This window comes from Providencia hangzhouensis (assembly GCF_029193595.2).
Taxonomy (GTDB): Bacteria; Pseudomonadota; Gammaproteobacteria; order Enterobacterales; family Enterobacteriaceae; genus Providencia; species Providencia hangzhouensis.
On sequence record NZ_CP135052.1, the window covers coordinates 3,289,866 to 3,314,562 of the forward strand.

The 24,697-nt window shown below is 40.9% G+C and carries 22 protein-coding genes and 1 riboswitch; of the genes, 5 read left to right on the forward strand and 17 right to left on the reverse strand.

The annotated features are described in order from the left end of the window. Nucleotides 1-3 precede the first annotated feature (3 nt). Nucleotides 4-1,110, forward strand: coding sequence for an ABC transporter permease (locus tag PZ638_RS14950; protein ID WP_112307671.1), 1,107 nt, complete (start codon nt 4-6; stop codon nt 1,108-1,110). A 210-nt stretch (nt 1,111-1,320) separates the two neighbouring features. On the opposite strand, the gene PZ638_RS14955 is transcribed toward PZ638_RS14950, so the two are convergent. The 5 genes from PZ638_RS14955 to moaA all read right to left on the reverse strand — a co-directional run bounded on the left by PZ638_RS14955 (nt 1,321) and on the right by moaA (nt 4,342). Beyond that, on the reverse strand, nt 1,321-2,028 hold the full coding sequence (locus tag PZ638_RS14955) for a Bax inhibitor-1/YccA family protein (protein WP_004256664.1): 708 nt from the start codon (nt 2,026-2,028) through the stop codon (nt 1,321-1,323). Nucleotides 2,029-2,161: 133 nt separating this feature from the next. Beyond that, nucleotides 2,162-2,614 (reverse strand): molybdopterin synthase catalytic subunit MoaE, encoded by a 453-nt coding sequence (gene moaE, locus PZ638_RS14960; RefSeq protein ID WP_004256668.1) that lies wholly within the window; start codon nt 2,612-2,614, stop codon nt 2,162-2,164. A gap of 1 nt (nt 2,615) precedes the next feature. Next, nucleotides 2,616-2,861 (reverse strand): molybdopterin synthase sulfur carrier subunit, encoded by a 246-nt coding sequence (gene moaD, locus PZ638_RS14965; RefSeq protein ID WP_004256672.1) that lies wholly within the window; start codon nt 2,859-2,861, stop codon nt 2,616-2,618. Further along, nucleotides 2,861-3,337, reverse strand: a complete 477-nt coding sequence (gene moaC, locus PZ638_RS14970) for a cyclic pyranopterin monophosphate synthase MoaC (protein WP_094962424.1) — start codon at nt 3,335-3,337, stop codon at nt 2,861-2,863. The genes moaD and moaC overlap by 1 nt, the downstream gene beginning before the upstream one ends. A gap of 24 nt (nt 3,338-3,361) precedes the next feature. Next, nucleotides 3,362-4,342: a GTP 3',8-cyclase MoaA gene (gene moaA, locus PZ638_RS14975; RefSeq protein ID WP_206277441.1), complete on the reverse strand. Its 981-nt coding sequence runs from the start codon at nt 4,340-4,342 to the stop codon at nt 3,362-3,364. Continuing rightward, nucleotides 4,332-4,471, reverse strand: a riboswitch (molybdenum cofactor riboswitch). Its footprint overlaps the gene before it by 11 nt. Nucleotides 4,472-5,128: 657 nt before the next feature. On the opposite strand from moaA, the gene PZ638_RS14980 reads away from it, so the two are divergent. After that, on the forward strand, nt 5,129-6,037 hold the full coding sequence (locus tag PZ638_RS14980; RefSeq protein WP_094962422.1) for a gluconeogenesis factor YvcK family protein: 909 nt from the start codon (nt 5,129-5,131) through the stop codon (nt 6,035-6,037). A gap of 208 nt (nt 6,038-6,245) precedes the next feature. On the opposite strand, the gene uvrB is transcribed toward PZ638_RS14980, so the two are convergent. The 5 genes from uvrB to bioB form a co-directional block, all read right to left on the reverse strand. Next, the gene (uvrB, locus tag PZ638_RS14985) at nt 6,246-8,264 is read right to left on the reverse strand and encodes an excinuclease ABC subunit UvrB (protein ID WP_004256681.1); all 2,019 of its coding nucleotides are present in this window, start codon (nt 8,262-8,264) and stop codon (nt 6,246-6,248) included. 627 nt (nt 8,265-8,891) lie between these two features. Continuing rightward, nucleotides 8,892-9,569: a dethiobiotin synthase gene (bioD, locus tag PZ638_RS14990; protein ID WP_272674681.1), complete on the reverse strand. Its 678-nt coding sequence runs from the start codon at nt 9,567-9,569 to the stop codon at nt 8,892-8,894. Next, nucleotides 9,562-10,347, reverse strand: coding sequence for a malonyl-ACP O-methyltransferase BioC (gene bioC / locus PZ638_RS14995; RefSeq protein ID WP_094962421.1), 786 nt, complete (start codon nt 10,345-10,347; stop codon nt 9,562-9,564). The genes bioD and bioC overlap by 8 nt, the downstream gene beginning before the upstream one ends. Then, nucleotides 10,325-11,482 (reverse strand): 8-amino-7-oxononanoate synthase, encoded by a 1,158-nt coding sequence (bioF, locus tag PZ638_RS15000; RefSeq protein WP_094962420.1) that lies wholly within the window; start codon nt 11,480-11,482, stop codon nt 10,325-10,327. Before bioF ends, bioC begins: the two co-directional genes overlap by 23 nt. Next, nucleotides 11,482-12,519: a biotin synthase BioB gene (bioB, locus tag PZ638_RS15005; protein WP_180312068.1), complete on the reverse strand. Its 1,038-nt coding sequence runs from the start codon at nt 12,517-12,519 to the stop codon at nt 11,482-11,484. Before bioB ends, bioF begins: the two co-directional genes overlap by 1 nt. A 93-nt stretch (nt 12,520-12,612) precedes the next feature. Here bioB and bioA point away from each other — a divergent pair, with 93 nt between their 5' ends. Further along, a complete protein-coding gene (gene bioA, locus PZ638_RS15010) occupies nt 12,613-13,881 on the forward strand; it encodes an adenosylmethionine--8-amino-7-oxononanoate transaminase (RefSeq protein WP_272674679.1) in 1,269 nt (422 codons plus the stop codon). A 163-nt stretch (nt 13,882-14,044) separates the two neighbouring features. Here the strand turns inward: bioA and pgl are convergent, their stop codons facing one another. Then, nucleotides 14,045-15,031: a 6-phosphogluconolactonase gene (gene pgl, locus PZ638_RS15015; protein WP_094962417.1), complete on the reverse strand. Its 987-nt coding sequence runs from the start codon at nt 15,029-15,031 to the stop codon at nt 14,045-14,047. Between the two features lie 299 nt (nt 15,032-15,330). Here pgl and PZ638_RS15020 point away from each other — a divergent pair, with 299 nt between their 5' ends. Then, nucleotides 15,331-16,149 carry a pyridoxal phosphatase gene (locus PZ638_RS15020; protein ID WP_004256692.1) on the forward strand — a complete coding sequence of 273 codons (819 nt, stop codon included), beginning with the start codon at nt 15,331-15,333 and terminating at the stop codon, nt 16,147-16,149. Between the two features lie 121 nt (nt 16,150-16,270). On the opposite strand, the gene PZ638_RS15025 is transcribed toward PZ638_RS15020, so the two are convergent. The 4 genes from PZ638_RS15025 to PZ638_RS15040 form a co-directional block, all read right to left on the reverse strand. Continuing rightward, nucleotides 16,271-17,446: an ROK family protein gene (locus PZ638_RS15025; protein ID WP_094962416.1), complete on the reverse strand. Its 1,176-nt coding sequence runs from the start codon at nt 17,444-17,446 to the stop codon at nt 16,271-16,273. 229 nt (nt 17,447-17,675) lie between these two features. Further along, nucleotides 17,676-18,707: an N-acetylglucosamine-6-phosphate deacetylase gene (locus PZ638_RS15030; protein ID WP_004256698.1), complete on the reverse strand. Its 1,032-nt coding sequence runs from the start codon at nt 18,705-18,707 to the stop codon at nt 17,676-17,678. Nucleotides 18,708-18,731: 24 nt separating this feature from the next. Next, complete coding sequence (locus PZ638_RS15035; protein ID WP_004256714.1) at nt 18,732-19,475, reverse strand: glucosamine-6-phosphate deaminase; 744 nt, start codon at nt 19,473-19,475, stop codon at nt 18,732-18,734. 40 nt (nt 19,476-19,515) lie between these two features. Next, complete coding sequence (locus PZ638_RS15040) at nt 19,516-20,853, reverse strand: MFS transporter (protein ID WP_004256715.1); 1,338 nt, start codon at nt 20,851-20,853, stop codon at nt 19,516-19,518. A gap of 467 nt (nt 20,854-21,320) precedes the next feature. Between PZ638_RS15040 and PZ638_RS15045 the strand changes: the two genes are divergently transcribed. Beyond that, nucleotides 21,321-22,805 carry a mannitol dehydrogenase family protein gene (locus PZ638_RS15045; protein WP_094962415.1) on the forward strand — a complete coding sequence of 495 codons (1,485 nt, stop codon included), beginning with the start codon at nt 21,321-21,323 and terminating at the stop codon, nt 22,803-22,805. Between the two features lie 118 nt (nt 22,806-22,923). Here PZ638_RS15045 and modC read toward each other — a convergent pair whose 3' ends face one another. Beyond that, nucleotides 22,924-23,991: a molybdenum ABC transporter ATP-binding protein ModC gene (gene modC / locus PZ638_RS15050; RefSeq protein WP_094962414.1), complete on the reverse strand. Its 1,068-nt coding sequence runs from the start codon at nt 23,989-23,991 to the stop codon at nt 22,924-22,926. Nucleotide 23,992: 1 nt separating this feature from the next. Beyond that, the gene (gene modB / locus PZ638_RS15055; RefSeq protein WP_094962413.1) at nt 23,993-24,682 is read right to left on the reverse strand and encodes a molybdate ABC transporter permease subunit; all 690 of its coding nucleotides are present in this window, start codon (nt 24,680-24,682) and stop codon (nt 23,993-23,995) included. Nucleotides 24,683-24,697 lie beyond the last annotated feature (15 nt).

Consider the following 24,697-nt stretch of genomic DNA (forward strand, 5'->3'; position numbering starts at 1 on the left):
GTTATGTTTTATCGCCTATACACCTTAATTATGAAAGAGCTTCAATCATTACTTCAAGAACCACAAACACGGGCTATTTTGATTTTACCCGTGATATTTCAGATGATTTTATTTCCTCTGGCTGCCACTCTTGAGGTCACTAACACCACCATTGCAATTTTTGACCAAGACAGTGGTGAGCATTCTATCGAGTTGACTCAACGTCTCGCCAAAGCCAGTGCGTTTTCTCAAGTTTTATTATTGAAGAATGAACATGAAATTCGTGAAACGCTCGATAACCGCAAGGCTCTGCTGGTTGTCCGTTTTGGGCAAAACTTTAGTGCTGATATTGCAAGCCACCATAACGCTAATATGCTGTTACTCCTTGATGGACGTAATTCAAATAGTGCGCAAATTGCAGCAAATTATGTTGCACAAATTGTCACTCAATACCAACATGAGCTAACGCAATCACAGACTCTGCCGAACAACAGTGAATTAATCGTTCGTAATTGGTACAACCCCAATTTAGATTATAAATGGTTTATTGTGCCTTCATTAGTAGCTTTAATAACTACGATCGGGGTACTGATTGTGACATCTCTTTCTATCGCGAGGGAAAGAGAACAAGGCACCCTGGACCAATTGCTCGTTTCTCCCCTTACCACTTGGCAAATATTTATTGGTAAGGCGGTGCCTGCATTGATAGTAGCGACTGCACAGGCAACTTTGGTCCTAGTTATTGGGATCTTTTGCTATCAAATTCCTTTTGCTGGCTCCCTACTCCTCTTTTATGCCACCATGTTATTCTATGGGTTGTCCTTGGTGGGGTTTGGTTTACTTATTTCAGCACTGTGTTCAACTCAGCAACAAGCGTTCATTGGGGTATTTGTATTTATGATGCCAGCAGTGCTGCTATCAGGTTATATTTCCCCAGTCGAAAACATGCCAATTTGGCTGCAACAAATCACTTGGATTAACCCAATTCGTCATTTCACTGAAATCACCAAACAGATATACCTAAAAAATGCTGATTTTTCAGTTATCTTCCATAGTTTATGGCCATTATTCATCATTGCGATAATCACCAGTTCAGTGGCCTATTACTTATTTAGAAAGAAAATAGCGTGATCAAAAGAAATAATATTACGCTTTGGAAGAGCGATTAAACGCATTGAAACTATCATTAACACTTTGAATTACAAAGAAGTTAATAATATTCAAATCATATTTTACGGTAGTATTTAGATAAAAAACCCTTGTTACCGAAGTAACAAGGGTTTTCAATTTTAACGACTTCTATCCCCTCATTTCACTGAGTAATGAGGAGAACCACTCAAATTAGCGACGGTCGCCAAAGATACGCAGCAACATTAAGAACAGGTTAATGAAGTCTAAATACAGAGATAACGCACCCATAATAGAGTATTTACGCATTGTTTCTCTGTCGTCTTCATCAATTTGTGAACCCATTTCTTTCAGTTTTTGAGTGTCATAAGCAGTTAAAGCAGCAAACAGTAAAACACCACCGTAAGTGATCACCCAATACATCATGGTGCTTTGCAGCCAGATGTTAACCAAAGAAGCGACAACAATACCAATCAGCGCCATAAACAGGAAGTTACCCATACCTGTTAAGCTACGTTTAGTGGTATAGCCGTAGAAACTTAATGCACCAAACATTACCGCAGTAATGACAAATGTGCCCGCAACGGACTCACCAGTATATGCGGCAAGTATAACTGAAATCGTTAAGCCGGTGAGCAATGAATAGAGCATAAACATGCCCGTTGCTGCCATGCCACTAATTTTTTGCAGCAGGAATGAAATGCCCATCACTAAACCAAGTTCAGCAATTATCATTCCAAAAAAGAGAATCTTATTGGTTGCAATGGTGTAGTACAAACCACTGCTTACAGAATACCATGCCACAAAAGCTGTCAGCAGTAGACCGACTGTCATCCAGCCGTATACTTGCGACATAAATGCCTGAACGCCAGTATTGGCACCCTGGACAAGAGAATCATTACGTTGATCAAACTGACCCATGATGGTTACCCTTTCGCTAAAAGAAAAATCGACCCAGTAAAAATACTGCAATCGGAGAAATTAACCAAAGTCTAACACATTCTTTTGACAATACCATTCAGCAAATTCGTATTTTTTAGCGGAAAAAATGCGATTACCAGCGGTTTGCAGACGCCTCGTCGGTTTCTTTCGCTTCCACCCAACGTTCATTTTCAGGTAAGGTTTCTTTTTTCCAAAATGGGGCTTTGGTCTTTAAGTAATCCATAATAAATTCAGCCGCTTGAAATGCAGCATTACGATGAGCACTCGTGACCCCAACAAAAACAATTTCTTCGCCGGGTTGTAAGGTGCCAATGCGGTGGATCACACTAACTCTCTGCAATGGCCAACGCTCTTTTGCTTCTATGACTATATTCGCTAACGCTTTTTCAGTCATTCCTGGGTAGTGTTCGAGTGTTAATGCCGCAACGCTGTCACCTAAATTATGGTTACGCACTTTCCCCGTAAAAGTCACCACTGCGCCATCACTATCACACTGTGCAAGCCATTGATATTGCTCACCAACACTAAAATTTTCAGTTTGTACTGCAATATGGGTGTTTTCCATATTACCCCCCAGTGACAGGTGGGAAAAATGCCACTTCGTCCCCTTCTGAGAGAGGGTGGTCTAGTGAAACAAATGATTGATTAACAGCGGCAAGTAATTTGCCATCTTCAAGTGCCAACGCCCAACGATCCCCTTTTTGTGAAAGTGCTTGGCGCAAGTCTTCCACTTTTTGGTACGAGTCTGTAAGTTCTAAACGTTCCGTTCCAACTAGCTCACGTACCTGAGCAAAAAATAATACTGTGATCATTATTCCACCTTAAAATGTCCAGATTTGCCGCCTGTTTTCTCTAATAAACGAACAGGGCCAATCACCATATCTTTTTGCACGGCTTTACACATGTCATAAATCGTTAACGCAGCAACGGATGCGGCTGTTAACGCTTCCATTTCTACCCCTGTTTTCCCTGTTAACCGGCAACAAGTTTCAATACGGACGCGGTTATGTTCAGGTTCCGCTTTCAAGGTCACTTCAACTTTGGTTAACAACAATGGGTGGCATAATGGGATAAGCTGCCAAGTGTTTTTTGCCGCTTGAATACCCGCAATACGTGCCGTGGCGAACACATCCCCTTTATGATGGCTACCATCGACAATCATCGTTAAGGTTGCTGGGTTCATGGTGACATAAGCTTCTGCGCGAGCTTCACGGACAGTTTCAGCTTTGGCTGAAACATCAACCATATGCGCCTCGCCCGACGCATTGAGGTGAGTCAGTTGGGACATATTTTCTCCTGAAATAAAAAAGAGTTAACCGCCGATTACGGATAAATTTGGTGTAATTCCGCTATCGCCCATATGCAGAAAATGGGTTTCTCGTTTATGGTGTAAGCCCCGTTGAATACGCGCTTTTAACGCTTCGTTTTGGTCATCTGCGCCCAATAAATCACGAAGTGGAATACCATTTTCACCAAATAAACATAAATGGAGATTTCCTAGTGAGGAAACACGTAAGCGGTTACAGCTTTGGCAAAAATCTTTTTCGTAAGGCATGATAAGCCCAATTTCGCCTTGGTAATCTGGATGACTAAAGACTTGAGCTGGCCCATCACTACGAGAACGAGGAAGCATATACCAGCCTTCTTCGATTAAACGTTCGCGAATAGTTTCGCCTGAAATATGAAAGCGTTGGAAGATATCACTTCCATCACCGGTTTCCATGAGTTCAATAAAACGTAATTGAATTGGTCGGTGCTTGATCCAATTTAGGAATGACTTCAACGCAATATCATTGACATTTTTCATGAGCACTGCATTGACTTTTACTTTTTCGAAGCCTGCTTCAAAGGCGGCATCAATGCCTTTCATCACCTGAAAGAATTTATCTTGCCCTGTGATGGCCGCAAATTGGCGTGGATCTAAGCTGTCAACGCTCACATTGATCGCGTTCAACCCTGCGGCTTTCCATTCATGCACATCTCGCTCCATACGGTAGCCGTTGGTTGTTACGGCTATTTTTTTGATTGATTCATTTTCATTGATGGCAGCAATAATATCACTGAAATCTTTGCGCATAGTCGGCTCACCGCCCGTAATACGCACTTTTTCTGTGCCTAATTCTGCAAATGCCGTACTGATACGACGAATTTCATCTAATGTTAAGAATTCATGGCGACCGCTTGGCTTGTAGCCATCGGGTAGGCAGTATGTGCAACGAAAGTTGCAAACATCTGTTATAGAAAGCCGAAGATAATAAAATTTCCGGTCAAATTGATCGACAAGTTGCTGCATAATCACACCTTTCCAAGTACGGGAGATGCAGACATTTCTATCTTGCACCCTGGTGGCTCTAGGCCACGGCCAGTGCATCATATTCAGTCGTTCAAACTTAGACGCAAAGGCTAGGAGTTTTATCTGGAACCGAGTCACTGATTTTAAACTGTAAAATGCGTCACTCTGTTCACTTAATTTATGTAAGGATTCTAGCCGATAGAAATTGAAAAAGCGAATTGCAATTCGATATATATCATTATATACAACGACTTACAAAAGACATAGTTGAATCACCGAAGCTATTATTATCAATGACAATTTTCCATTTTGAGTGGTTTCAAACCGTATAATTTCATACTAATTGATTAACATCTCTAACTATTTAATTAAACATTTATTGATATAGATCTAAAATGGGGAGCAAGCTCCCCATCTGATTGTTTACGTTATAAATATCAGCACTTAACGCTTATCAAAACCGATATTTCAAATTGAATAATTGGCATATCAATTAAAAATAAATAGTGAAGCACAGAATTCATTAATCAAAACGCTAAATAATTTGCGTTGTTAGTTGTGATTAGGCGACAGATGAGGATACCTTGGAAGTACACACCAATACAGAATCGTCTCTTTTATTGTTTTTTGTCACGGTACTTAAGCCAAGAATGATGTTTTATGGTAGATTAACGCCCAATTTATTTTAGTCGCCATAAAACGGGCATTAGCGTAAAAAACGTATTTCGTAACTCGCTGGTTTACTTGCTTTTATAAGTACTGAAAATTAACTGATATAGGAACACTATGCCGAATTGTAGTCTGGCGGATCTCAAACATGTTGTCGCTTTAGGTGGCGGCCATGGGCTTGGTCGCGTGATGTCTTCACTTTCTTCTTTAGGTTCTCGTTTAACGGGTATTGTCACCACAACCGATAATGGGGGCTCGACTGGTCGTATTCGTCGCTCTGAAGGTGGGATAGCTTGGGGAGACATGCGTAACTGTTTAAATCAGCTAATTACTGAGCCGTCCATTGCTTCAGCGATGTTTGAATACCGTTTTAGCGGAAATGGTGAGCTTTCAGGCCATAATTTAGGTAATTTAATGTTAAAATCATTAGATCACTTAAGTGTGCGCCCACTAGAAGCCATAAATCTTATCCGTAATATGCTAAAAGTCGATGCGCAATTGATCCCGATGTCGGAATCTCCTGTTGATTTAATGGCTGTCGATGAAATGGGTAATGAAGTGTACGGTGAGGTGAATGTTGATGCCTTACATGAAATCCCACAAGAGTTACGTTTGTATCCAACAGTCAAGGCAACTAAAGAAGCCTTGCAGGCTATCCACCAAGCAGACTTAATTATTATCGGCCCTGGCAGTTTTTTTACTAGTTTAATGCCATTATTACTTTTGGATGAAATTGCGGCTGCACTACGCGAATGTAAAGCCCCGATGATTTATATTGGCAATTTAGCGAAAGAAATTAGCTCCCCTGCTGCAAACCTGTCTTTACCTGACAAACTAAAAATGATGGAACAGTATATTGGCTGCCAAAAAATTGATGCGTTAATCCTTGGCCCACGCACACAAACCAATAATATCAGCCCTGACCGCAAAATAATCCAACGGGTACTCGAAGCTGACGATATTCCATATCGCCATGATAGAAAGCTGTTACTACAAGCCATCGAAGAAACCATCAACTTGCTATAATTTTTCCTATTCCGCTGCTGAATACCCGCAGCGGAAAACCTTCCCTAAAATTAGCCCTTTGTTTCCCGTATTTCCACAAAATCTATTTTCAAAATACTTTGCGTTGTGGGTAGGCGGCAAGTGAAGGCAGCTCGGGGAGCATACATAAATATGTGACCCGAGTGACTGAACGAAGCCAACCCCCCCACAACGCGAAGTATGAAGGAAATTAGGAATTAGCGATAAACTGGGAGCGTATCTCCTGCAATTCGTCTCTGACTCGCGCAGCCGCTTCAAATTCAAGATCTTGAGCATGCTTATACATTTGCGCTTCAAGTTGCGAAATCCGTTGCTCCAACTCTTTTGTTGACATTGATTGAATATCAACCGAATTATTATTTTTGGTATTGTCTTTCGTGCGGCTTTTTCCTTTGCCACCCACTTTGTGGCCAATTTGCAGAATATCACCGATTTTCTTATTCAACCCTTGTGGAACGATGCCATGTTCTTCGTTGAACGCCATTTGTTTAGCACGGCGACGCTCTGTTTCTGCAATCGCTTTTTGCATGGAGTTGGTGATCCTGTCTCCATAGAGGATTGCCTTACCATTTAAGTTACGAGCCGCACGCCCTATGGTTTGAATAAGCGAACGTTCCGAACGCAAGAAACCTTCTTTGTCCGCGTCTAAAATAGCCACCAGAGATACCTCTGGCATATCCAAGCCTTCTCTTAATAAGTTGATCCCAACCAGCACATCAAACTCACCAAGCCGCAAGTCGCGAATAATTTCCACGCGCTCGACTGTATCGATATCTGAGTGAAGATAACGAACTCGCTCCCCGTGTTCTTCGAGATATTCCGTTAAATCCTCGGCCATACGTTTAGTTAATGTGGTGACTAACACACGTTCATTTTTCTGCACACGTATACGAATTTCAGACAGTAAATCATCTACTTGGGTAGAAACTGGGCGAACTTCAATTATCGGGTCAAGTAGGCCTGTAGGCCTAACAACTTGCTCAATCACCTCATTGCCTGATTTATCAAGCTCATAGTTACCCGGTGTTGCTGAAACATAAATAGTTTGCGGCGCTAAAGCTTCGAATTCTTCAAAACGCATTGGCCGGTTATCTAATGCAGAAGGAAGACGAAAACCATATTCAACTAAGGTCTCTTTTCTTGAGCGGTCCCCTTTGTACATCGCGCCTATTTGTGGGATGGTAACGTGAGACTCATCAACCACTAGCAAGCCATCTGCAGGCAAGTAATCGAATAATGTCGGAGGTGGTTCACCGGGCGCACGACCCGATAAGTAGCGCGAATAGTTTTCAATACCTGAACAATAACCGAGCTCATTCATCATTTCTAAGTCGAATTGTGTTCGTTGGGTAATACGCTGTTCTTCAAGTAGTTTATTGTTTTCCAGTAATACTTTTCGCCTATCCGCTAATTCAACCTTAATTTGTTCCATTGCTTCAAGGATACGTTCTCTCGGTGTGACATAGTGCGTTTTTGGATAAACGGTAAAGCGAGGAACACGATGTTGTATTTGACCTGTCAATGGGTCAAATAATGATAACCGTTCAACTTCGTCATCAAATAGCTCAACGCGTAAGGCATATTCGTCTGATTCCGCTGGGAAAATATCGATAACTTCGCCGCGAACACGGAAAGTCCCTCGCGTGAAGGCTTGGTCATTACGCGTATATTGTAAGTCCGCTAAACGCCTTAAAATTGAGCGCTGGTCGATGATCATGCCATCCGTTAGGTGCAACATCATTTTTAAATAGCTGTCAGGGTCACCCAAACCATAAATAGCTGACACAGAAGCCACCACAATTACATCGCGGCGTTCGAGTAAGGCCTTAGTCGCAGATAGACGCATTTGCTCAATATGTTCGTTTACAGAGGCGTCTTTTTCAATGAAAGTATCTGAGCTTGGGACGTAAGCTTCAGGCTGATAATAGTCATAGTAAGAAACGAAATATTCCACAGCGTTATCTGGGAAGAAGGCTTTCATTTCACTATAAAGCTGTGCCGCTAAGGTTTTATTATGCGCCATTAGCATGGTGGGCCGGTTCTCTTGCGCAATGACGTTGGCAATAGTGAACGTTTTACCGGACCCCGTTACGCCTAATAGAGTTTGATGAGCAAGTCCATCTTGTAGCCCTTCCCTTAATTTATGGATAGCTTCGGGTTGGTCCCCTCCCGGCTGAAAATCAGAATACAGCTTAAAATCCTTACTCATATTAACGCCCCTTAACAAGTTTCTTCCAATATAATACTGGATAAAAAACCAGCTTCAAGTATTGAAGCTAAATTTTCTGTTAATCTCCGCTCTGATATGTTTATAAAAATGTTATCCCCAAAAAAGTACTTGACCTTTTTGAAACTTTATATTTTATGCTATTGCATTTTTATGCCATACCTCAAATACAAATTGAAGGCTTGATTTTATTTAACCATTTGTATTTATTATAGATTAATTTAAAGTCCAGAATCACATCAAATAAACCCAAAGCCGCTTGTCACCTAGCGTAGAACTTGTTTTATAACGTTAATACACAAGGTTATCCACAGAAATGGTGGATAACTCTTGAAGCCCTTAGAGCTCATGGATTCACAGGATCTCTAAGATTTGCTCAATGGAGGCAAAATGACAAAAAGATGGCAGTTTAATGAAAAAATTTTTAAGTAGTAACTGCTATGAAAAACAGATTTTATATTTTTTATTAAGATCTGAGTGGTATTTTTACTGAAATACTTGACAGTATTTTAGTTGAGAACGTTAAAAAAGATCGGCTCCCTATTTAACAATTGATCAGCCCCAAGCATTGAGTATGGCTTGGGGAAAAGTATTGATATTTTTATATAATCAAATAGTTAATAAAGAAAGATCCAAATAGCTTCCTAATTTACCGTTGAGTGTTTTTTGGTGTGGGATCACCCCTAAACAAGGTGTTTTGATCATTCGGTTAAGTGTTGACAAATATTGCTCTTGGAAAATACCTGCGGGTTCAACTTCATTGGCAACCCAGCCGGCTACGGGTAAACCTGCAGCTTCGATAGATTCCATGGTTAACAATGCATGGTTTATACAGCCTAACTTAACACCAACAACTAAAATAACGGGGAGTTGCTGTTCAATCACCCAATCTGCATAAGTTTTTTCTACAGATAACGGGGTATACCATCCACCAGCCCCCTCGACTAATAACCAATCCGCTTGGGACTTCAAATAAGCCAACCCTTTATTTATCACTGAAAATTCAATGGGTTGATTTAATTTCTCACTGATAATGTGCGGTGAAGTTGGCGCTTCAAATACAATAGGATTAATCGCCTCATAGGGTAATTTTACTCGGCTATTGGCTTGTAATAACAACGCATCGCTATTACGTAGGCCATCCGCCGTGAGCTCACTCCCAGATGCGACAGGCTTATAGCCCACCGTATTCAAACCTTGATAACCCGCAGCTTGCAATAAAGCACAACTTACAACGGTTTTCCCTACTTCTGTATCCGTTCCTGTTACAAAATACATTTTAGTCACGGTAAATCGCTCCAAACACCGTATGATAAGTTAGAGGTAAGCCTTGCTCTGTCATTGGATAGAGCAAAGCAAGTTGCTGCAAATGCTGGCGGGTCATTAACCCTGCTTTACGCCCAGCAGTCAAATGTGTCGCCCCAATGCCTTTCAATGAATGAAGCAACGCTATTAATTCAGGAAAATAGACGGTATCCTTCTGAAAAATAAGTTTATGTCTCCATGACTGACAACTATTTTGTATCTGCTGAACACTGAGAAAGGAATTCACATGTGAATAGCCGTCAAGTGAATGCCAAGCTGAAGACAATTCTGCGAGAGAATGCTCTGCAAGTGTGGTGAACACCACAACTCCCCCCGGTTTTGTCACTCGATATAATTCACTTAATGCTTTGCTGAGATCTTGGCACCATTGGACCGATAAATTGGAAAAAACCACATCAAAGGTTTGTGAATCTAACGGAATGGATTCTATGTCAGCACATAAATAATGATCAGCCACAGCTTTCGTTTGCGCCATTTCGAGCATACCAGCAGAAAGATCTAAAGCCGTGATGTGATATCCTTGATTTTTCAGTTTATGGCTAAAATACCCCGTACCGCACCCTGCATCTAAAATATGTAATGGTACTGTGAGTTCTGAACTGTTTAAGACTGAAGTCAGTTGACCAAGCAGTTGTGTTCCTGTTGATCGTTGATAACTTGCCACTGAGTCATAACTTTTAGCCGCACGGCCAAATGCCGCTGCAATTTTATGCTTTTCACGACTGAGCGATAAAGTCATGTAAAGCCTCCAATAATTGATCGATATCTTGACGTTGATGCGCAGCGCTTAATGTGACTCGTAACCTAGCACTCCCAGGCGGAACCGTTGGCGGCCTGATCGCTTGCACCCAAATATTTTTTTTGCGTAAGAAATTGGCTAACTGTTGGCTAGCTTGGTTTTCCCCGATAATTAATGGTTGAATAGCCGTCATTGAATTAGCCAGCTGCATGCCATTAAAATCAGCATTATTTCTAAAATACGCAATATGTTGGTTAAGGTCTTCTCGTGCTTGATCTGCGAGCTGAATTTGCTCAACTGCCGCTAGAAGCGCGACAGCCTGAGCCGGAGGCATTGAAGTGCTATAAATTAAATGGCGTGCGGATTGGACAAAAAATTCAGCCGTTGACTCATCACACAATACCGCTGCGCCGCTTAAACCAAACGCTTTACCAAATGTCACGACTAAAATTTCAGGTTTAACCCCATTCGCGAAGCAACTACCACGGCCTTGTTCTCCGATAACACCAATACCGTGTGCATCATCAACCATCAGCCAAGCATGCTGATTTCTAGCGATTTCCTGCAATTGTTGAAGTGGAGCACTATCGCCATCCATACTAAAAACGCCTTCTGTGACGACAAGCGTTTTTCCCGAAACGGGTTTTTGGATTAAGTTATCAAGTGATAGAGGGTTATTATGCTTAAAGCGCCTTAATTGAGCCCCTGAATGAATCGAGGCCTCCATTATCGATGCATGACTAAGTTTATCCGCTAAAATACGATCATTTTCCGACATTAATGCCGTGATCACCGCATGGTTCGCGGCAAAACCTGAAATAAACAATAAAGCTTTTGGGTAGCCGAGCCAATCAGCGAGAGCTTGCTCTAATTTATCATGTGCTTTGGTGAACCCTGTAATATGGCCCGATCCTCCACTACCCACACCATATTCATCAGCCCCACGTTGCCACGCGGCAACCACTTGAGGATGATGGGCTAATCCCAAATAATCATTGGATGAGAAATTAAGAAATTCTTTTCCAGCCAGAAAAAGCGAACGACCATTGGCACTATCAATACACTGCCGTTGACGCCAGATAGAAGCCTGCTTACGCTGCTCTATCTGGTTTTGTATAAATGATTGCCAAGTCATTATACTGCTGCGTTATAAAATTGAGGGTTATCGGCGGTTAACAACGTTTCGGCTAACTTAGCGGCTTGATGGTTATCCCCTTCGTCAGTTTCAATTCGCTCAGGGTTAATATCCAGTTTTCTAAATAGTGCTAAATCTTTGTTTTCATCAGGATTTGGCGTCGTTAATAATTTACACCCATAGAATACTGAGTTCGCACCGGCCATAAAACATAATGCCTGAGTTTGCTCATTCATGTATTCACGGCCTGCCGACAGCCTAACGTATGACGTTGGCATCATGATACGTGCAACGGCAATAGTACGAATAAAATCAAACGCATCGACATCTTCGTTATCTGCCATCGGGGTTCCTTCAACCTTCATCAACATGTTGATCGGCACACTTTCTGGCGGTTTAGGTAAATTTGCCAGTTGCACCAATAAGGCCGCTCGGTCACTGACTTTTTCGCCTAAGCCTAAAATCCCACCAGAGCAGACTTTGATCCCTGCGTCTCGGACATTTTCGAGTGTATTTAAGCGGTCTTGATAACTGCGAGTCGTAATAATATTGCCATAGTATTCAGGAGAGGTATCAAGGTTATGATTATAATAATCTAACCCGGCTTCTGCTAAGCGTTGAGCTTGAGAATTATCAATCATCCCTAAAGTCATACAGGTTTCCATCCCTAATAACTTCACTTCTTTTACCATCATTTCAAGATAAGGCATATCGCGTTCTTTCGGATTCCGCCATGCCGCGCCCATACAAAAACGCGTTGAACCTGCTTGCTTAGCTTTTTTCGCAGACTCCAGAACTTGCTGAACTTCCATTAGTTTTTCAGTTTCTAGTCCTGTTTTATAGCGCGCGCTTTGCGCACAATACTTACAATCTTCTGGGCAAGCCCCAGTTTTAATCGATAGCAAAGTACTGACTTGCACTTGCTGGGGGTCGAAATGTTGGCGATGAATTTGCTGTGCCTGAAATAATAATTCAAAAAAAGGCATTGAAAACAGTTCATTAGCTTGTTTTATTGTCCACTGTTTTAATTGGCTCACGGAAACTCTCCAGTTGAAAAAGTTGTTGCCAGTTTAAATATTGCGATTATCATGTCAACTAAAATGATCTAAAAAAGTTGACGATGATAGCAAATGGATAACGTAGATATTCAGTTTGATGCCAAACATATTTGGCACCCTTATACCTCGATGAGCCAGCCAATTCCGGCTTATCCGATTATTGAAGCCCATGGAGCCGAGCTAGTCATGGCCGATGGAGAAAAATTAATTGATGGTATGTCTTCATGGTGGGCAGCCATTCATGGTTACAATCACCCTGTATTAAACCAAGCGGTAATAACGCAATTAGCGAAAATGTCCCATGTGATGTTTGGCGGGATTACGCACCCACCCGCAGTGAATCTATGTAAACAGTTGGTTGCCATCACACCAGAGCCGCTGGAATGTGTGTTTCTCGCTGACTCAGGCTCCGTGGCAGTTGAAGTTGCTCTGAAAATGGCATTGCAATATTGGCAAGCAAAAGGGGAAAAGCGTCAGCGCATCCTGACATTACGCCATGGATATCATGGTGATACTTTCGGTGCGATGGCCGTTTGTGACCCAGATAATTCAATGCATGGCCTGTATAAGGGGTATTTACCTCCGCATATTTTTGTGGAAGCCCCTCAATGCGGTTTTTACGACGAATGGGACAGCGCCGATTTGCATCCTCTTGAAGTTCAACTTGCCGAAAATAGCGATAAAATTGCGGCGATCATCCTTGAACCGATCGTTCAAGGGGCTGGTGGAATGCGTATCTATCACCCTGAATATTTAAAGGGAGTCCGCCATTTGTGTGATCAATATGGTCTACTGTTGATCGCTGATGAAATTGCGACTGGTTTTGGTCGTACGGGTAAATTGTTTGCTTGCCATCATGCTGATATATCACCCGATATTATGTGTTTAGGTAAAGCACTAACTGGGGGCTATATGACACTTTCTGCCACTCTCACAACTCGCCATGTGGCAGAAACCATTAGCAATGGTGAAGCAGGTTGCTTTATGCATGGACCAACCTTTATGGGTAACCCTCTTGCCTGTGCGGTGGCGGATGCCAGCCTGAGTTTGTTACTCAATAGTCCTTGGCAGAAAATAATTGCCACTATCGAACAACAACTTAAGGCTGAACTGATGCCTTTAATATCCCACCCTAGTGTTGCAGATGTACGTGTTCTTGGTGCAATTGGCGTGATTGAAATGAAGCAGCCAGTCAATACAGCCGCTTTACAAAAAGTATTCGTGGAAAATGGTGTTTGGGTTCGCCCATTCTGCAAACTTATTTATGTTATGCCACCGTATATCATCACCCCCGAGCAACTCAGTAAAGTAACAAATGCAATGGCAAAAGTGTTGGGATAGCACAATAAATTCAATGGTAATCGAAGTGATTGTTACTGAATTTTTAATCTAGAGTATTTCATAAATCATTTGAGCTGTAACAAGGCGGCAAGTGAAACTAAGCCCTAGGAGCATACACCAGTATGTGACTAGGGTTAGTAAACGTAGCCAACACAGTTACGGCTCAAAGGATGACTGAAATAACCCACATAGGACCTTTCCCGACCATATACCGTCCTATTTGTGTCAATTTCCCTGTAATCGGGTCAATTTCAGAAACTGAAATATGGTCTGATTTTTGCCCACTCGAAATTAAAAAGCGCCCTGTTGCATCGATATTAAAGCCCCTTGGGTGCGTCTCTGTTGGGTAACGTGCTTCTAATGTTAGCTCGCAACCGTCATCAGAAACCAGATAGTGGCTGAGGTAACTTTCAGAACGTTCACTAACATACAAATGGCGGCCATCTGGCGTAATGTGGATATCTGCAGCCCAGCGCTGACTTTCGTTACCTAATGGGTAATTTGCCAAAGTTTGCATGTTACGATAGCGAGTAAATTTACGATACACGCCTACCGTTGAGTCTAACTCATTCACACAATAAATGACTTTTTCAGTAGGATGGAAAGCCAGATGACGGGGGCCGGATTTCGCAGCTGTGGTAATTTGATCTGCGGTTGCTTCGGTTAAATAACCATTTTCATGTAAATCGAATAAACGGATATGATCTTCGCCTAAACAAGGAACCCAAAGCTGTTGGTTATCAACATCAACATGGGAAGAATGTGGATTACGCAAGCCTTCAATCACTTGAACAACGCGATCTGGGACGCCTTCTTCATTAATGGTTAACACTGACAAGTTATGTTGATGATATGAAGGAACAAATAGATATTTGCCATTGTTATCAAGGGATAAATGAACCGGTGTACCTGGAATTGATGTCTCCGCTTTTAAACGTAGTAACCCTTTCTCTTCAATTTCATAGGTTACGACACGGAAATTCGGGCGCACACCAATATAAAGGTGTTTTTTATCATGGCTTAATACCATAGGTTGCACTTGGCCCGGTGTTTTTACCGTTTGCAGAAGAGTAAGCTCCCCAACCTCATTCATCGACCACACGTGAATTTGCTGACTCTCGGGGCTCGCAATATAAACAACCTGATTCATCCTGACTCCTTAATTCATGATAAAAATACAAAACCGCATCTATAATCCACTATATTGGCTTCACTATACTTTATATTATGCAAATTACACTGGGTAAATAGCACTGACGCGGCTGTTACATATCGTACCAAGAACAAATAATAATGATACTAAAACGGTTCAGTTAACGTTATGATGATAAAACATATCAAGTTGACTATTTTTATAGCAATAATTTCTCGTTATTCGTTAAATTCATCATCTCCCTATCTCTACCCCTTTAGTAAGATAGGTAACAACTAAATCACGTGGAGCCGTTTATGTCATACCGCGTTATTGCGCTCGATCTTGATGGAACACTGCTTGATCACCAAAAGAAAATTCTGCCTGAATCTTTAGCAGCCTTACAAGAAGCACGCCGCCAAGGCGTCAAAGTGATCATTGTCACAGGCCGCCATCATGTTGCGATTCATCCGTTTTATCAAACTTTAGATCTCGATACTCCAGCCATTTGTTGTAATGGAACCTACCTATACGACTATTTAGGCAAAAAAGTTCTAAAATCAGATCCTATGACCCTCGATTCTGTCACACAAATGATAGACAAACTGCGTGGAACAGATATTCAGCATTTAATGTATGTTGATAATGCAATGCTCTATAACGCACAAACAGAAGGCATTAAACGTACATTGAATTGGGCCGAATCCTTACCTGTTGCACAGCGCCCAACCATTGAATTTGTTGAAGATTACGCTGATGTGATGCATAACTATGATTCTATTTGGAAATTTGCTGTTAGCTCGCCAAATACGGAGCAACTTCATCGAGTCGTTAGCGAAATTGAAAATGATTTTGGTTTGGACTGTGAATGGTCTTGGATGGATCAGGTTGATGTCGGCCGCAAAGGCAATAGCAAAGGCCAACGCTTAAAAGAGTGGGTCGAATCCCAAGGGATGACGATGAATGATGTTGTGGCTTTCGGTGACAATTTTAATGACTTAAGTATGCTGACAACCGCAGGTTTAGGTGTCGCAATGGGCAATGCCGTTGATGAAATCAAGCAACAAGCCAAGCTAGTCACTCGCATCAACACGGAGCCGGGTATTGCTGAAGTTATCCGTAAATACGTTCTCTAACGGGGTTATGAAATAACAAGAAAACTTAGTTCAATTCAGGTTACTGACACTCTCCATACTTTTCGGTTAAAGATTGTCAGTAACCGGAAAAAACTCTACATAATTGATGAATCAATACAACTTATTGGGTAAGTAATTCGATTAACGCTTGCTCTAATACAGGTAAGGCCGCGCCATAAATTCGTGAGTTTCGGCTCATCTGACTCATTGAGAGTTCCGGTAATGATTGGCCAAAAAAACGATTTTGCTGTTGGAAGCTCTCACAAAACGCAGCCCAAATTTGCGGGTTTTTCACAAAAGGCCCCGACACAATTAAACGTGAAGGGAAAAATACACGACAAATATTTGATGCTGCATTTGCCATATGAGAAACAGCTTGCTGCATCGTTGCATTATTAACTAGATCATGAGTAGCCAAAATTTCTGCCACATTTTCTTCATCATCATGGGCTTTAAATTTACCAGCAAGCACATCTGGACCAATTGCCCATAATGCAGTAACCGTTTCTAAGCACCCAACTTGCCCACACTGACACGGCTTATTTTGCCCTGGGATATGCCAATGCCCTATTTCACCAAAAGCATGTCCACCTATATTGATGTAATTATCTGCGGTACTAAAGGCAACCCCGACACCGTACCCCCAATGCAGTAATAACGTACTTTTGCGACGCTCAAGTACATGTAGCATTAACTCGTCGTCCAAAGTTCTTGATAAAACAACACGATACTCAGGGGGAAATAAACTTTTGATATCTAAATTATTCATTCTAGGCCAACGAGATGCATGTATCCAATGATAAGTTTTGCGATCAAATAACCCCCCTAAAGAGAAGACACACCCCGAAACTTCCGCTGTTCTCGGTATTTTTTGCAGAATATTTTTGTGAAGTTGGCTAATTTTGCTGGCTAATGCTTGGCTATCACACTCAGGTGATGCTTCAAGCTGCTCATGCGCAATGACATTAGAAACTAAATTGATAGCAAAAACATGTAATGACAAACTAATGACTTGGAAAACTAATGTTACTAAACGATTAGGATTCACTACCAGTATCATTGATGGCCGACCTCGCCCTGAATGTTGGCTGATTGTTTCGGTCAATAAACGGTTATCTAAAAGCTCAGTAACATGTTCTGATACGGTAGTTGAGCGGATATTCAGAAATTTTACTGCTTCACGACGTGTCGTGATTTGGCCATTTAAAATGGCAAAAAAAATACGTTCCTTATCATTTGTAATAGACTGAGTGATCGGTAAATGTGATAAAAAGCCAGTCGTTGTTTTTAATATCATAATAATTCGATATAAAGCCGTTTAATCTAGGTCCCTGCACCATTCATCAAATAGGAATAGGCAACCTACCTACAGCTTACCCCTTCTCAAGTCAGAAAAATGGTAAATAACTATCGATAAAGTATGCCTCAAGGGTCTATCGTCAATCAATCCTTATTAATAAAAGAAAAAAGCCAGAACGCGGTAAGGCAGCCTGGCTTTTGCTGGTTAAAACAATACGCTAAAGTAATTAATATGTATATTCACGCACAACTTCACGATTGATAGTGCTCTTTACAATATTTAGTTGATCATCCCAGGTAATTGCTGATACTGGAGGGGTTATTCCACACCTCATCAATGCGGGCTGTAAATAATGGCGTGGATTAGTGGTCGCCATCATAATAGCTTCATCAAAGCTTGCTATCTTATTGTTCACTATATTACGTACCGCTTGGTCTAATGTCAGGCTAGACCCCGCTAAATTAGCTTCCCCGGGAACCCGCACGGTGCCATCATCAGTACGTTCAATTGACATCGCTGCAAATTGGTAATTCCCTGCTTTATTACAACCTGCAGCGCTGACAGCGTCTGTCACTAAAATTGACCTAGCGACCGTCTTAGTTCGTAATAAATTTTTTAATGCGGGAAATGGAATATGTATTCCATCAGCAATAAAACTGGCACCAATAGCATCGCAACTTAATTGAGCTTGAAGCGTATTTTCCAATTTATGTAAATATTGAGGAATACCATTTCCTAAGTGTGTACTCATGCAAACACCCTCTTTGGCCGCTTCCTCCATTTGGCTAAAATTGATATTAGAGTGCCCTACCGCCACACACTTCCCCATGGCAACTAACTGTTTTACAAATTGAAATTGCCGGTCAAACTCTGGAGCATAAGTCACTAGCAGTATCGGCTTGCTAACCTTTCTTTCTAAACTAGCAACCAAATTAATATCTGGTTTAATAATATCGCAGGGAGGATGACATCCCGCATACCCCACTTCTGGATTAATAAATGGCCCCTCCAAATGGTAACCAGGAACCATAAGTTTACCAAGATGGCTTTTCGATACGGCCTTATCTAATGCCCGAAAACGCTCTATAAGAGAAGACTCCGATGCTGTAATTAACGTTGGTAAACAAAATGTTACTCCTGTTTTTAACATTTTATCTAGTGCATAATCTAATGCTTCTGCAGTAATATTTTCATCATTAAAATCAATACCTGCAAAACCATTTACCTGAATATCAAATAGTCCACTGGTTACCTTCATCGTTTGATCCCTCAATACTTTTCCTTAATAGCGCCCTGTTAACAAGGAAGCAGAATCTTTATCCAAGAATATTCGGCAATCTTGATGTTGTTGAATAATTGACGCAGGAACTTGGTTGGTTATTTCACCTTCTATTGTATTTTTTACTGCAATAGATTTACGTAAGTCAGGTACGCTAAGTATTAAAGTTTTTGAACTTAAAATATGCGAAATACTCATAGAAATAGCTTGCTTAGGTACTTCATTCAAATGGGCAAACCACTTTTCGCCCAATTGCTGTTTTCTACATGCTTCATCAAGGTTAACCACAAGATAAGGCGAGCTCACGTTAAAGTCTGCAGGTGGGTCATTAAACGCTAAATGAGCATTTTCTCCTATTCCTGCAAAACAGACATCAATGTCATACTGGCGAATAATATGATTTAGCCTCTGAATTTCTTTTTCTATATTCTCAGCAGAACCATTTACCCCAATAAATTGCTTCAGTGATGGCAATTTATTGACAAGTCGTTCTTGTAAGTAACGGCGAAAACTAGCCGGATGTCCTTCATTCAGGCCAATATACTCGTCTAAATGAAAAATAGTAATACGAGACCAATCAATATCTTCATTAATTAAATTTTCCAGCATTTCAAATTGGCTAGCTCCTGTTGCGACGATAATGGCGACATCTGCTTTTTTACTAAGCGCCTGTTTAATCGCAAGTGCTCCCGCTTGGCTGGCCTTTTTACCTAACATTTGTTTATCTTCAGAAACAATAATATCCATATGAACCTCATACTAAATAAGTAAAAATTTAATCTGTATCTTATTGGTGTTGTTTTAATTTTCTGGCCATTTGCACGGCGATTAATGTCAGCACACAGCAGAAAATCAAGTAGTAAACAACATAAGTCGGTTTTCCATCTCCAACAGAAACTAAAGCAGCTGCAATAACTGGGGTTGAGCCTGCAAAAATAACACTGTTTAGTTCACGAGAAAGTGCAATACCTGAATAACGATATTGTGTTGGGAATAGATTAGCTAAGAATGCGCCTTGAGCTCCTGATGTCGCGCCATGGCCAATACCATAAGCAATACACATACCCAGTGTTGCCAGTACTAAACTACCACTGCCAAGGAACCAAAATAATGGGAACGCAAAAGCCCCTAAGAAAATAGCGCCGAATGAGAAGATTGTAGTTGTGCCATATTTATCAGTTAATTTCCCCATAACAGGCGTCATGACTGTATTAACAAGTACAGCGACCATTAATGCCATCAATCCATCAGATTTTTCCATTCCTAACGTATTAGTGAGGTAGCTAATACTGAATACACTAAGTACATAACCATTTGCTTGATGCCCCGCCAAACTAAAAAAACCACAGAGTAAATTTTTTCGACTATGAATAAATAATTCTTTAATCGGAATTTTTTGCTCTTTTTTATCTTTCTCTGCTTTTTCGACTGATTTAACATATTCAGGGGTTTCATCCAATTGCTTGCGAATATAAATAGCGACAATAAATAAAACGATAGATAGCAAGAAAGGAACACGCCAACCCCAGCTCATAAAGGCATCATCAGGGAGTTGTGATACAGCAAAAAAAGCGGCAGTCGACAATAGAATGGCGATCCCTGTAGATGCATTAATTAACGAGGTATAAAACCCCCGCTGCTTCATAGGGACATATTCCGCAACAAAAGTTTGGGCACCTGCTAGCTCAGCGCCTGAACCAAAACCTTGCATTAATCTGATTACAACTAATGCAATCGTGGCCCAAATGCCAATGTGGTAATAAGTCGGAAGTAATCCAAGAGCGAGTGTTGCGATCCCCATTAAAACAATGGCAAAAATAAGAGCTGGTTTGCGCCCGTATCTATCTCCTATATGAGCTATTATTACCCCCCCTAAAGGACGTGAAATAAAGCCTACAGCAAAGGTAAGAAACGCTGCTAATGTTGCAATTGTGGGTGATAGATTCGGAAAGTAAAGTTTATTGATCACTAGCCCTGCTGCTGCACCATACAATGAATAGTCGTACCACTCTATGACCGTTCCTGACACGCTAGCCATCATCACTTTTCTAATCGTTTTTTTATCTGCAGCTGGCTTATCAGCTGCAGTATCGGTAGCTAATTGTTCTGAAATAGTGTCACTCATACTGCCCCCTACATTTATTTTAGGAATACATTATTTGAGGTATGTTTTGTTCAAACAAAACGGACAAAAAGCGCGCACTATTGAAATTAGCACTATTAAACTGAATTTAGAACATGATCGTTCTTAAATTATTTAGAAATGAGATCGAAATCATATTTCAATGAGAAAACATATACTTTTATTTAAAATAATTTATTTTAATTTTATTTTAATTTTTTATTAAAAACACAAACAAACAATTAACATTATAAGCAAAATCAAATATATACAACAAAGAAGACATTGTAACCATTAAAATAACCCCTGCTCAATTAAAAATATATTTATAATATAAAAGATATTTGATTATAAATAATCTCTCTATAACCGCCAATCAATTTAAAAACAGATTTGTTTTTTAATTATTAATTTGCCATATTGAGATGTCTTTACTCTACATTGATTGCTTCTATTATAAGGACCGAGTTATGCCACATACCCCTCACTTAAATAATCAAACTTTCCAGCCCGTTCAAGAAGTTAAACCATTGCTCATTCCCCGTATCGTTCACCTTGGTTGTGGTGCATTTCATCGAGCTCATCAAGCTCTTTACACTCACTTATTATTTGAACAATTTCTCTCTAATTGGGGATATTGTGAAATTAATTTGATGTCCGATAGCGGAGCTGTGTTAATTAATCAATTAAATAAATATAACGGCCATTACACTTTACTTGAAAAAGACGAAGAAAAATCGACCGTTAGAACGATTAAGGTGATAAAAGAAGCAATGCATCCACGCATTGATGGCATAGATGCTGTGGTAGAAAAGATGGCTTCCCCTGATACAGCAATTATTTCATTAACGGTCACAGAAAAAGGCTATTGCCTTTCTCCTGCAACAGACCTGTTGAATTTGTCACACCCCAACATACAACATGACATCGCACACCCAACAAAACCACGATCGGTTTTAGGTTATATCGTCGCGTCACTTCGTTTACGTTTTCAACGACAACAACCCCCTATTACCATTCTTTCTTGTGATAATATTCGTAAAAACGGTGAGGCCGCACGGCGTGCTATTGTTGGTTTAGCCGCTCAACAAGATAAACAACTAGCGCAATGGATTGATCAACACATTTCATTCCCAAGTACAATGGTTGATCGAATTGTCCCAGCCATGACTCAAGAATCATATGCAGAAATTAAACAATTAATTGGCAGAGATGACCCATGTGCCATCATTTGTGAATCATTTCGCCAGTGGGTTATTGAAGATAATTTTGTGAATGGTAGACCAGACTGGCAGCATGTCGGTGCTCAATTTGTGCCTGATGTCACACCCTATGAAATGATGAAATTACGTATGCTAAACGGAAGCCACTCTTTTCTTGCTTATCTAGGTTACTTAGGTGGCTATGAATTTATTTCCGATGCTATGCAAAACTCTGATTACAGTAGAGCGGCGTACAGCTTAATAATAAACGAACAAGCACCTACACTTTTCATCCCTGACAATACAACCCTATTACAATATACACAAACTTTAATAAAGCGTTTTTCTAACAAGACAATCAAACATAAAACTGCACAAATTGCGGCTGATGGGAGCCAAAAATTACCTCAACGCTTACTAGACTCAATAATGTGGCATCAAAAGCACGGCTCAGACTATACATTTCTCGCTCTCGGAGTTGCTGCCTGGATGAAATATGTCAGTGGACAAGATGAGCAAGGTAATGCAATAGATATTAAGGATCCTTTACAACATAAATTTGCTGAAATCTATCACCTATGTGGGGTTGGTTTGGAAGCTGTTGATAGGCTTTTAGCGATTAACGCTATCTTTCCACTTGAGTTTTCTCAAAATCAAGATATCGTCAAAAATGTAAAAACAGCCTATCAGCAGCTAATCTCTGTTGGCGCTCGTGAAACAGTTAAGCACTATCTACAGCAAACAGTAAAGTAGAGATTAACTTTATTTATACATAAAAATTAATCTATGAAAGGAGATATCGTATTTTATACGTAAGCTGCGATATCTCTTATTGATTACTTTTTGGATAGAAGAGAAAAATATGTCCTTGCTATAAATGGCGGGAAAGTGACACCGACTTCACTTGCGCATAAACTTTACGCCCTTTGCGAATAGAAAGCTCATCCCTTGCCCAGCGAGTGATCCGCGCCCATAAATAATGTTCTTCGCCTAAATCTAGCTTCACATCTACTTGCTCGCCATCTTCAATCCATTCAACCACTTCTGCGGCTAAAATATTGCGAATGCTGCTCACTTGTGGTTTTTCGAGTACCAAGGAAACATCTGCAGCGTCAATACGTATCCGCACATCAACACCTTGTTGGGCTTCAACTCGAGGGATCCACAGTTTTTGGCTACCAACAATCACCGCTGTCATCTCATAATCAGGGTGTTGGCTATGCACCGTTGCACTTACCACACTGCTTAACGTTTCTTGCTGTAACCAAGGGCGCAAAGCACTGCTTGCCCAAACATCTTCCAAAGCGCCAAAAGCTTTAACTTTTCCTTGCGCCATGACAATCACTTTGTCAGCCAGACGCAAAATTTCATCCAAACTATGGCTAACATATAAAATGGGAATTTTAACGTCTTGAGAAAGTTTCTCTAAATACGGCAGCAATTCACGCTTTCGAGGTAAATCCAAAGAGGCTAACGGCTCATCCATTAGGAGAATTTCAGGGGCTGTTAATAGCGCCCGTCCGATAGCGACACGTTGTTTTTCACCACCAGAAAGGGTTATCGGGTAGCGATTGAGTAATTTTTCAATCCCTAATAATTCAACAATATCATCGAAGCGATCTTTCATTACGGGTGACATGCCATAACGCAAATTGCTTTTCACCCGATAATGGGGAAATAGCCGTGCATCTTGAAATACATAACCGATATGGCGTTGTTCAGGTGGTAAGCAAATACCTTTTTCCATATCCACCAATGTGCGGCCATTTAATACAACACGCCCTGTATTAGGTTTAGTTAACCCACCTATCACATTGATAAGCGAGGTTTTACCAGCGCCTGAAAGCCCAAAAACGGCAGTAATACTTTCCGTTGGCAATTGCGTTGTGACTTCAAGCTGTAAGTCCCCTAGTTTTTGAGAAAAGTCGAGTTCTAACATGCTAAGCCACCCCCAAACGCTTTTTACCCCAACGGGTGAGCCACTCTGAAATCAGTAATGAAATCAAGGCTAAAATAATCGCAATCACACATAATCGCGCAGCGTCTACTTCCGCCCCTGGCGTTTCAATTAAGGTGTACATCGCTAATGGGATGGTTTGTGTTTCACCTGGTATATTCGAAACAAAAGTAATTGTGGCGCCAAATTCACCAAGTGAACGTGCAAATGCTAATACTGTTCCGACAATAATACCGGGAAGAGAAAGCGGAATGGTGATCGTGAAAAAGACACGTAACGGTGTTGCGCCTAATGTCCTCGCGGCTAATTCCAATTTTTGGTCAACCGCTTCAAGCGCTAAACGGATCGCACGTACCATCAGTGGAAACGCAACCACGGCAGACGCAAGCGCAGCCCCCCGCCAACTAAAGGTAAAACTAAATCCAAACCAGTTATATAGCCATTCACCGATAAAACCGCGTTTACCCATACTGATCAATAATAAATACCCCACTACCACTGGCGGCAATACCAGTGGTAGATGAATAATACTATCGAGCAGTGTTTTTCCAGGAAAATTACAGCGAACCAATACCCATGCCATTAAAATACCCAATGGCAAACTGAAAATTACAGCCACACTGGATACTTTTAGACTTAGATAAATCGCTTCCCATTCATAAGGACTTAACATCTGCAAAAAAATACT

What these genes read in the sequence shown, in the direction of transcription:
- moaE (WP_004256668.1), bottom strand. Translation starts at nt 2,614, where the DNA reads ATGGAAAACACCCATATTGCAGTACAAACTGAAAATTTTAGTGTTGGT.
- PZ638_RS15045 (WP_094962415.1), top strand. Translation starts at nt 21,321, where the DNA reads ATGCCACATACCCCTCACTTAAATAATCAAACTTTCCAGCCCGTTCAA.
- PZ638_RS15035 (WP_004256714.1), bottom strand. Translation starts at nt 19,475, where the DNA reads ATGGATATTATTGTTTCTGAAGATAAACAAATGTTAGGTAAAAAGGCC.
- PZ638_RS14955 (WP_004256664.1), bottom strand. Translation starts at nt 2,028, where the DNA reads ATGGGTCAGTTTGATCAACGTAATGATTCTCTTGTCCAGGGTGCCAAT.
- PZ638_RS15040 (WP_004256715.1), bottom strand. Translation starts at nt 20,853, where the DNA reads ATGAGTGACACTATTTCAGAACAATTAGCTACCGATACTGCAGCTGAT.
- bioF (WP_094962420.1), bottom strand. Translation starts at nt 11,482, where the DNA reads ATGACTTGGCAATCATTTATACAAAACCAGATAGAGCAGCGTAAGCAG.
- pgl (WP_094962417.1), bottom strand. Translation starts at nt 15,031, where the DNA reads ATGAATCAGGTTGTTTATATTGCGAGCCCCGAGAGTCAGCAAATTCAC.
- moaC (WP_094962424.1), bottom strand. Translation starts at nt 3,337, where the DNA reads ATGTCCCAACTGACTCACCTCAATGCGTCGGGCGAGGCGCATATGGTT.
- PZ638_RS15025 (WP_094962416.1), bottom strand. Translation starts at nt 17,446, where the DNA reads ATGATATTAAAAACAACGACTGGCTTTTTATCACATTTACCGATCACT.
- modB (WP_094962413.1), bottom strand. Translation starts at nt 24,682, where the DNA reads ATGTTAAGTCCTTATGAATGGGAAGCGATTTATCTAAGTCTAAAAGTA.
- PZ638_RS15030 (WP_004256698.1), bottom strand. Translation starts at nt 18,707, where the DNA reads ATGAAGGTAACCAGTGGACTATTTGATATTCAGGTAAATGGTTTTGCA.
- uvrB (WP_004256681.1), bottom strand. Translation starts at nt 8,264, where the DNA reads ATGAGTAAGGATTTTAAGCTGTATTCTGATTTTCAGCCGGGAGGGGAC.
- bioC (WP_094962421.1), bottom strand. Translation starts at nt 10,347, where the DNA reads ATGACTTTATCGCTCAGTCGTGAAAAGCATAAAATTGCAGCGGCATTT.
- moaA (WP_206277441.1), bottom strand. Translation starts at nt 4,342, where the DNA reads ATGCAGCAACTTGTCGATCAATTTGACCGGAAATTTTATTATCTTCGG.
- bioA (WP_272674679.1), top strand. Translation starts at nt 12,613, where the DNA reads ATGGATAACGTAGATATTCAGTTTGATGCCAAACATATTTGGCACCCT.
- PZ638_RS14980 (WP_094962422.1), top strand. Translation starts at nt 5,129, where the DNA reads ATGCCGAATTGTAGTCTGGCGGATCTCAAACATGTTGTCGCTTTAGGT.
- moaD (WP_004256672.1), bottom strand. Translation starts at nt 2,861, where the DNA reads ATGATCACAGTATTATTTTTTGCTCAGGTACGTGAGCTAGTTGGAACG.
- PZ638_RS14950 (WP_112307671.1), top strand. Translation starts at nt 4, where the DNA reads ATGTTTTATCGCCTATACACCTTAATTATGAAAGAGCTTCAATCATTA.
- PZ638_RS15020 (WP_004256692.1), top strand. Translation starts at nt 15,331, where the DNA reads ATGTCATACCGCGTTATTGCGCTCGATCTTGATGGAACACTGCTTGAT.
- modC (WP_094962414.1), bottom strand. Translation starts at nt 23,991, where the DNA reads ATGTTAGAACTCGACTTTTCTCAAAAACTAGGGGACTTACAGCTTGAA.